Here is a 7910-nt window from a genome sequence, read left to right on the forward strand (position 1 = left end):
AATAGGTGGCTTTTTTTGTTACAGGTCGAATGATGACTGACTATTTATTGCTCTTTATCGGTACAGTTCTGGTAAATAACTTCGTCCTGGTGAAGTTCCTTGGGCTGTGCCCGTTTATGGGCGTTTCCAAAAAACTGGAAACCGCTATGGGAATGGGGCTGGCGACAACCTTCGTGATGACGCTGGCATCTATTTGCGCCTGGCTTATCGACACCTGGATCCTCATCCCGCTGGATTTAGTCTACCTGCGCACGCTGGCCTTTATTCTGGTCATCGCTGTGGTCGTCCAGTTCACCGAAATGGTGGTGCGTAAAACCAGCCCGGCGCTGTATCGTCTGCTGGGTATTTTCCTGCCGCTTATCACCACCAACTGCGCCGTGCTCGGCGTGGCATTGCTGAATATCAACCTCGGCCACAATTTTCTGCAATCGGCGCTGTACGGTTTCTCCGCCGCCGTGGGCTTTTCGCTGGTTATGGTGCTCTTCGCCTCCATCCGCGAACGCCTGGTGGTCTCCGATGTTCCCGCCCCTTTCCGCGGCAACGCCATTGCGTTGATTACCGCAGGTTTAATGTCGTTGGCCTTTATGGGCTTTAGTGGGTTGGTGAAGTTGTAATGATGACCTTCTGGATTGCTGTCGCTGCAATCAGCGTATTAGGGCTGATTTTTGGCGTCATTCTCGGTTACGCCTCGCGCCGTTTTGCCGTTGAGGACGACCCGGTAGTCGAAAAAATTGATGAACTGCTGCCGCAAAGCCAGTGTGGCCAATGCGGCTACCCTGGCTGTCGCCCTTACGCCGAAGCGGTCAGTAATGGTGAAAAAATTAACTGCTGCGCGCCTGGCGGTGAAGCCGTCATGCTGAAAATCGCCGAGTTACTGAACGTCGACCCGCAGCCCATTGGCGGCGACGAAGCGGTGTCGGAGCCTGTGCGTATGCTGGCGGTTATCGATGAAAATAACTGTATCGGCTGCACCAAATGCATACAGGCCTGCCCGGTGGATGCCATCATTGGCGCCACGCGTGCCATGCACACGGTGGTGAGCGATCTGTGTACCGGCTGTAATTTGTGTGTTGCCCCGTGCCCTACTCAGTGTATTGAGTTACGCCCGGTAGAAACGACCACCGAAAGCTGGAAATGGGATCTGCAAACGATCCCGGTACGAATTATTCCTGTGGAACACCATGCTTAAGCTATTCTCCGCCTTCAGAAAAGACAAAATCTGGGATTTCGACGGGGGTATTCACCCGCCAGAGATGAAAACGCAGTCTAGCGGGACGCCACTGCGCCAGATACCGCTTGCCCAGCGTTTTGTTATTCCTCTGAAGCAGCACATCGGCGCCGAAGGCGAACTGTGCGTTCAGCCGGGCGATCGCGTTCTGCGCGGCCAGCCGCTAACCCGTGGTTGGGGGCGTATGCTGCCCGTTCATGCGCCAACGTCAGGTACGGTTGTCGCCATTGAACCTCATGCGACAGCGCACCCTTCTGCGCTGCCGGAAATGAGCGTGATCATTGATGCCGACGGTGAAGACCGGTGGATAGCTCGCGACGGCTGGCATGATTACAAAAATCACAGCCGTGAAGCGCTGATTGAACGTATTCATCAGTTCGGCGTGGCCGGATTAGGCGGTGCGGGCTTCCCGACAGGCAGCAAACTGCGCGGCGGTGGCGATAAAATTGAGACGTTAATCATCAACGCCGCCGAATGTGAGCCGTACATTACCGCCGACGATCGCCTGATGCAGGACTGCGCGGCGCAGATTGTCGAAGGCATCCAGATTCTGGCACACATTCTGCAGCCACAGCAGGTGCTGATTGGCATCGAAGATAACAAGCCGCAGGCCATCTCAATGATGCGCGCCGTGCTTGCAGGCTGCCACGGCATCAGTTTACGTGTCATCCCAACCAAATACCCCTCCGGCGGCGCGAAACAGCTGACGCAAATTTTAACCGGTAAACAGGTGCCGCACGGCGGGCGTTCTTCCGACATTGGCGTCCTGATGCAAAACGTCGGTACGGCCTACGCGGTGAAACGCGCTGTGATTGACGGCGAGCCCCTCACTGAACGTGTGGTGACGCTGACCGGCGAATCAGTTTCGCTGCCGGGCAACGTCTGGGCGCGCCTCGGCACGCCGGTCAAACATCTGCTGAGCCACGCGGGATTCTGCCCGACCAGTGACCAGATGGTGATTATGGGCGGCCCGCTAATGGGCTTTACTCTGCCCTGGCTCGACGTTCCGGTGGTGAAAATCACTAACTGCCTACTGGCCCCGTCGGCGGCGGAAATGGGCGAACTCGAAGAGGAAAAAGGTTGCATCCGCTGTAGTGCCTGTGCTGACGCCTGCCCGGCAGACCTGCTGCCGCAGCAACTTTACTGGTTCAGCAAAGGTCAGCAGCACGACAAGGCCACCGCGCATAATCTGTCTGACTGCATTGAGTGCGGCGCCTGCGCATGGGTGTGTCCAAGCAGTATTCCGCTGGTGCAGTATTTCCGTCAGGAAAAGGCGGAAATCAGCGCCATCCGCCAGGAAGAACAGCGCGCCGCTGAAGCCAAAGCCCGTTTCGAAGCGCGTCAACAGCGCCTTGAACGTGAGAAAATCGCTCGCGAGGAACGTCATAAAAAAGCGGCCGTTCAGCCTACAGCTAAAGACCAGGACGCTATTCATGCCGCCCTGGCGCGGGTGCGTGAAAAACAGCAGCAGGCAACGCAGCCAATTGTGATTCAATCCGGCGCACTTCCGGATAACAGCGCCGTCGCTGCCGCGCGTGAAGCCCGTAAAGCGCAGGCTCGCGCCGCTCAGGCGGAAAAACGTCAAAGCGCGAATGATGTCATCGATCCACGCAAAGCCGCCGTAGAGGCAGCTATTGCACGTGCAAAAGCCCGTAAAGCGGAAATGCAGCCAGAAGCCGATGTGACAGAGGCAAGCAGCGCCCCACGTAAAGCGGCGGTTGAGGCAGCCATTGCCCACGCCAAAGCACGTAAAGCGGCGCAATCGGCAGAAACTGCGCCCGCTGTCGGCGAGAGCGAAACCGTTGACCCGCGTAAGGCCGCAGTTGAGGCAGCCATCGCCCGTGCCAAAGCCCGTAAAGCGGCGCAATCGGCAGAAACTGCGCCCGTCGTCAGCGAGAGCGAGACCGTTGACCCGCGTAAAGCCGCGGTTGAGGCTGCCATCGCCCGTGCCAAAGCGCGCAAAGCGGCGCAAAACGCGGTTAGCGAACCCGCCGCCAACGACGATCCACGCAAAGCCGCCGTTGCTGCTGCTATTGCCCGTGTTCAAGCCAGGAAAGCCGCTCAGGCCGTTAACGAGGATTAAATGGTTTTCAAGATCGCAAGTTCCCCATACACCCACAACCATCGCCAGACATCGCGCATTATGATGCTGGTGATCGTCGCCGCCCTGCCCGGCATTCTGGTGCAGAGCTGGTTTTTTGGCTGGGGAACCTTTATTCAGCTCATCCTGGCGATAGTAACCGCCCTGCTTGCAGAAGCGCTGGTCTTGCGTCTGCGCAAGCAAAATATTCCCCGCACCCTGGCCGATAACTCAGCGCTGCTGACCGGCTTGTTACTGGCCATCAGTATTCCGCCTTTCGCGCCGTGGTGGATGGTCGTTCTGGGCACGGTCTTTGCCGTTATTATCGCCAAACAGCTGTATGGCGGACTCGGACAGAACCCATTCAACCCGGCGATGATTGGCTACGTGGTACTGCTGATCTCTTTCCCGGTTCAAATGACCTCCTGGCTGCCGCCGCACGGTGTTGCCGCCGCCACCCCGGGTTTTATGGACGCGGTGCAGATGATCTTTACCGGCCACACCGTCGCGGGTCAGGATATGAATGCCCTGAAGTTAGGTATTGATGGCATCAGCCAGGCAACACCATTGGATACCTTTAAAACCTCACGTCACGCCGGTCAGCCGGTAGAAAATATTCTGAACTCAGCGATTTATCATGGCGCGCTGGCCGGCGTGGGCTGGCAATGGGTAAACATCGCGTACCTTGTGGGTGGCCTGTTCCTGTTATGGCAAAAAGCGATTCGCTGGCATATCCCGGTGAGCTTCCTGTTAAGTCTGATGGTCTGTGCGACGCTTGGCTGGCTGCTCCATCCGGACGACCTCGCCTCACCGCAGATGCATCTGCTGTCCGGCGCGACCATGTTGGGTGCTTTCTTTATTCTGACCGACCCGGTCACCGCCTCGACGACCAACCGCGGACGTCTGATCTTTGGCGCGCTGGCGGGCCTGCTGGTGTGGCTGATTCGCAGCTTCGGCGGTTACCCGGACGGCGTGGCTTTTGCCGTGCTGCTGGCTAACATCACGGTACCGCTGATTGACTATTACACGCGCCCGCGCGTTTACGGACACCGCTGAGGATAACGATGTTAAAAACCATGCGTAAACACGGTGTCACGCTGGCGCTGTTCGCCGCAGGCTCTACCGGGCTAACCGCGGCGATCAACCAGTTAACCAAGCACACCATCGACGAACAGGCAGAAAAGCAGCAAAACGCGCTTTTCCAGCAGGTCATTCCCGCTGACAGCTATAATAATTCGCTGCTCAAGAGCTGCTTTGTCGTTGACGCCCCCGAGCTGGGGAAAGGCGCGCACAAAATCTATATCGCCCGCAAGGACGATAAACCGGTGGCCGCAGTAATAGAAGCCACCGCGCCAGACGGCTATTCCGGCGCCATTCAACTGCTGGTCGGCGCCGACTTCAACGGTACTGTACTGGGCACACGCGTCACCGAGCATCATGAAACGCCGGGGCTGGGAGATAAAATCGAACTCCGCCTTTCCGACTGGATTACCTTCTTCAGCGGCAAGAAGATCGCCGGTCCTGACGACAGTCAATGGGCGGTGAAAAAAGACGGCGGGCAATTCGACCAGTTTACCGGTGCGACAATTACCCCGCGTGCGGTGGTCAACGCGGTGAAACGCGCCGGGCTGTATGCCAAAACGCTGCCGAATCAACTGTCGCAACTTCAATCCTGTGGAGAGTAAATCATGAGCGAAGTTAAAGAGGTTATTGTCCAGGGTCTCTGGAAAAATAACTCCGCGCTGGTTCAGTTGCTGGGCATGTGCCCACTCCTGGCGGTGACCTCTACCGCCACCAACGCGCTGGGTTTGGGCCTGGCAACTACGCTGGTGCTGACACTGACCAACCTGGCCATCTCCAGCCTGCGTCGCTGGACACCCGCGGAAATTCGCATTCCTATCTACGTGATGATTATCGCGTCGGTGGTGAGTGCCGTACAGATGCTGATCAACGCTTACGCCTTTGGCCTGTATCAGTCTCTCGGTATCTTTATCCCGCTGATCGTCACCAACTGTATCGTGGTGGGCCGCGCGGAAGCCTTTGCGGCCAAAAAAGGCCCGGCGCTGTCGGCGCTGGATGGTTTTGCTATTGGCATGGGAGCCACCTGCACGATGTTTGTGCTGGGGTCAATTCGCGAGCTGCTGGGTAATGGGACGCTCTTCGACGGCGCCGACGGCCTGCTGGGCAGTTGGGCGAAAGTATTGCGTATTGAAGTCTTTCATACCGATACCCCTTTCCTGCTGGCAATGCTGCCGCCGGGCGCCTTCATTGGTCTCGGTATGCTGCTGGCGATCAAATACCTGATTGACGAACGGACGAAACAACGTCGTGCACAGGCTGCTAGCGCAGAAAATGCAGGCGTTGATAGCGCAGAGAAAGCCTGATGAATAAAGCGAAACGGCTGGAAATTTTAAGTCGTCTGCGGGACAACAATCCGCACCCGACCACGGAATTGAATTTCACATCCCCTTTTGAACTGCTGATCGCGGTGCTGCTTTCGGCACAAGCTACGGACGTGAGCGTCAATAAAGCGACGGCAAAGCTTTACCCTGTTGCCAACACCCCACAGGCGATGCTGGACCTCGGCGTAGACGGTGTGAAGGAATACATTAAAACGATCGGCCTGTTTAACAGTAAAGCTGAAAACGTGATTAAGACCTGCCGTATGTTGCTTGAACTGCACGGCGGGGAGGTTCCGGAAGATCGTGCAGCGCTGGAGGCTCTGCCGGGAGTCGGCCGTAAAACGGCCAACGTGGTGCTCAACACCGCCTTCGGCTGGCCGACCATCGCCGTCGACACGCATATTTTCCGCGTCTGCAACCGCACCAACTTTGCCCCCGGTAAAAACGTTGAGCAGGTTGAAGATAAGCTGTTAAAAGTGGTTCCTGCCGAGTTTAAGGTCGACTGCCACCACTGGCTGATTCTTCATGGCCGCTACACCTGCATCGCGCGCAAACCGCGCTGTGGCTCTTGTCTCATCGAAGATCTCTGTGAATATAAAGAGAAAACCGAGCTGTAGTTCATATCTGGCTGCGTGGCAAGTCAACGCCACGCATGCTTATCCTCACTCAAGCAGCGTTTAATCCCATATAATTATTCAGTATTTGGCACTTTTAGCGCTTATATACCGCTTTGACAGGTTAAATACGTCATCACTAGCGAAAATTTCTATACAAACGCTGACGAGAACATCCGAGCAACATAATGTTGCATTTATGTTTCTTTACGTAGCAAACGCCGCCATCATCACAATGCTCCATTTACAGAGCACAAGATGATCATCCAGCAATTTTTCAGAATCCAGCCTATATCACTACTTTTAAGCGTCATCAGCAGAAGATATGGTTATGTTACGCGTTTCGCCCTACTTTATCAGAAGAATAAACCGTCAATTTTTAAACAATGAAATTTAACGCTAAATAACATTTGCAAAGACGGTTGATTGTACCAGATTTTTTATTTGTAACAGAGTATTGCAAAAGCCTTGTCTGAAGGCGCAGGATAGTGAACATTACTTGCCGTTTCCCTCCAGAATAACTATAAGGCGGGTGCCAAAAAGAGCATCTCCGCCCAGTACACCCCCCATGAAATGGGATGTAAATAAGAGGTATATGTGTCTACTGCAAACAAAAAACCAACGGAAAGCGTTAGCTTAAACGCCTTCAAACAACCTAAAGCGTTCTATCTCATTTTCTCTATCGAGTTGTGGGAGCGTTTTGGTTTCTACGGCCTTCAGGGCATCATGGCCGTTTACCTGGTGAAACAGCTGGGTATGTCCGAAGCGGACTCCATTACTCTGTTCTCTTCCTTCAGTGCTCTGGTTTACGGTCTGGTTGCTATCGGCGGCTGGCTGGGCGATAAAGTGCTGGGGACAAAACGCGTTATCATGCTGGGCGCCGTCGTTCTCGCCATCGGCTATGCTTTAGTCGCATGGTCAGGCCACGACGCGGGTATCGTTTATATGGGTATGGCGGCGATTGCCGTGGGTAACGGCCTGTTCAAAGCCAACCCGTCTTCCCTGCTCTCTACCTGCTATGCCAAAGACGACCCGCGTCTGGACGGTGCATTCACCATGTACTACATGTCCGTCAATATCGGTTCGTTCTTCTCTATGCTGGCAACGCCTTGGCTGGCAGCCAAGTACGGCTGGAGCACCGCGTTCGCGCTGAGCGTCGTCGGTATGCTGATCACCGTTGTGAACTTCGCCTTCTGCCAGCGTTGGGTTAAACAGTACGGTTCCAAACCTGACTTCGAGCCGACTAACTACCGCAATCTGCTGCTGACCATCGTTGGTGTCGTTATCCTGATCGCTATCGCGACCTGGCTGCTGCACAACCAGGGCATCGCACGTATGGTTCTGGGCGTTATCGCACTGGGCATCATCATTATCTTCGGTAAAGAAACCTTCTCCATGACCGGTGCGCCGCGTCGTAAGATGATTGTGGCCTTTATCCTGATGCTCGAAGCGATCATCTTCTTCGTGCTGTACAGCCAGATGCCGACCTCACTGAACTTCTTCGCGATTCGTAACGTTGAACACTCTATTCTGGGTATCGCGTTCGAACCGGAACAGTATCAGGCGCTGAACCCGTTCTGGATCAT

8 protein-coding genes are annotated in these 7910 nt (G+C 55.3%); all 8 read left to right on the forward strand.

All coding sequences use genetic code 11. The annotated features are described in order from the left end of the window. The first annotated feature begins 32 nt into the window (after positions 1-32). A complete protein-coding gene (rsxA, locus tag ACW14G_RS15250; protein ID WP_064545680.1) occupies positions 33-614 on the forward strand; it encodes an electron transport complex subunit RsxA in 582 nt (193 codons plus the stop codon). After that, positions 614-1189 carry an electron transport complex subunit RsxB gene (gene rsxB, locus ACW14G_RS15255; protein WP_163449423.1) on the forward strand — a complete coding sequence of 192 codons (576 nt, stop codon included), beginning with the start codon at positions 614-616 and terminating at the stop codon, positions 1187-1189. Before rsxA ends, rsxB begins: the two co-directional genes overlap by 1 nt. Continuing rightward, complete coding sequence (rsxC, locus tag ACW14G_RS15260; protein WP_455648667.1) at positions 1182-3311, forward strand: electron transport complex subunit RsxC; 2130 nt, start codon at positions 1182-1184, stop codon at positions 3309-3311. The genes rsxB and rsxC overlap by 8 nt, the downstream gene beginning before the upstream one ends. Beyond that, positions 3312-4364, forward strand: coding sequence for an electron transport complex subunit RsxD (gene rsxD, locus ACW14G_RS15265; protein WP_163449425.1), 1053 nt, complete (start codon positions 3312-3314; stop codon positions 4362-4364). Between the two features lie 8 nt (positions 4365-4372). Then, the gene (gene rsxG, locus ACW14G_RS15270) at positions 4373-4993 is read left to right on the forward strand and encodes an electron transport complex subunit RsxG (RefSeq protein WP_167575945.1); all 621 of its coding nucleotides are present in this window, start codon (positions 4373-4375) and stop codon (positions 4991-4993) included. 3 nt (positions 4994-4996) lie between these two features. Next, on the forward strand, positions 4997-5692 hold the full coding sequence (locus ACW14G_RS15275) for an electron transport complex subunit E (protein ID WP_167575946.1): 696 nt from the start codon (positions 4997-4999) through the stop codon (positions 5690-5692). Continuing rightward, positions 5692-6327, forward strand: coding sequence for an endonuclease III (gene nth / locus ACW14G_RS15280; protein ID WP_064545690.1), 636 nt, complete (start codon positions 5692-5694; stop codon positions 6325-6327). Before ACW14G_RS15275 ends, nth begins: the two co-directional genes overlap by 1 nt. Positions 6328-6921: 594 nt before the next feature. Beyond that, positions 6922-7910, forward strand: a 989-nt coding sequence (locus ACW14G_RS15285) for an oligopeptide:H+ symporter (protein WP_455648668.1), incomplete at its 3' end; no start/stop codon positions are given.

The organism is Kluyvera sp., assembly GCF_965301105.1.